The 883-nt window shown below is 46.5% G+C and carries 1 protein-coding gene; it reads right to left on the bottom strand.

Annotated features, from left to right (window positions below):
• Positions 1-31: 31 nt before the first annotated feature.
• Positions 32-883, bottom strand: an 852-nt coding sequence (locus ALO_RS17495; RefSeq protein WP_004098787.1) for an IS3 family transposase, incomplete at its 5' end; no start/stop codon positions are given.

Raw genomic sequence — 883 nt, 5'->3', positions numbered from 1 at the left:
TAAGTCAAGACACAAACTAGAGAAAACTAAGTTATGCTCCTTTCTGTGCTTTTTGGTATGAAACAGCCTCCAGGGGCATATTTCCGAAATAATATTGGGCAGGGCATAATCCGCCCAGGGCAGAGTGAGGCCGATGGGTATTGTACGTTTTCATATAGTCTCTGAGCATACTGCGTAGCTCACGGGGAGTCTCATATTCATTGATGTAGATGCGGTCGTATTTAAGAGTCCGAAAAAAGCGTTCCGTCCGGGCGTTGTCCAGACATTGTCCCTTACCATCCATGGATACCTTCACACCAGCTTCTTCTAAAAGCAGAATGTACTCTGGATTGGTAAAGTGACCGCCCTGGTCGCTGTTGATGATTTCCGGTTTTCTAAAGGTAAAAGATCGCTTCAAGCAGGCCAAAACAAAAGATTTATCAAGTGTACTGGACAGTTCATAATCCACAATATAGCGGCTGTACCAATCGATGATAACGAATAGGTAAAGAAAGCCTTTTTGCATTCTTATGTACGTTATATCGATACCCCAAACTTGATCGGGGCGGGTAATCGCCATTTTTCGCAAAAGATAGGGACGAACATATTGATGATGGTAGCGTTTACTCAGATTGGGCTTGGGATAGATAGTATATATGCCCATATCCCGCATCAGGCGGCGGACTTTTTTCCGGTTGATTGCTGCGGCCGATTCGCGCCGCAAAATTTGCGTAATCGTCCGATAACCCCAAGTCGGCTCATCGGTATGGATTTCGTCAATCCGGCGCATGAGAAATAAGTCCTGTTCGTTGATTACAGGAGGGCTTGGCTTTCGGTAGACGCTGGTTCGGTTGATGCTGAGAAGTTCTGCCTGGCGTTTGACGGTAAGTCTGACGCGGCCGGC

It is taken from the genome of Acetonema longum DSM 6540 (assembly GCF_000219125.1).
GTDB classification, from domain to species: Bacteria; Bacillota; Negativicutes; order Sporomusales; family Acetonemataceae; genus Acetonema; species Acetonema longum.
Note: the sequence above shows the minus strand (reverse complement) of the source record. Positions and strands in the feature narration are given on the sequence as shown.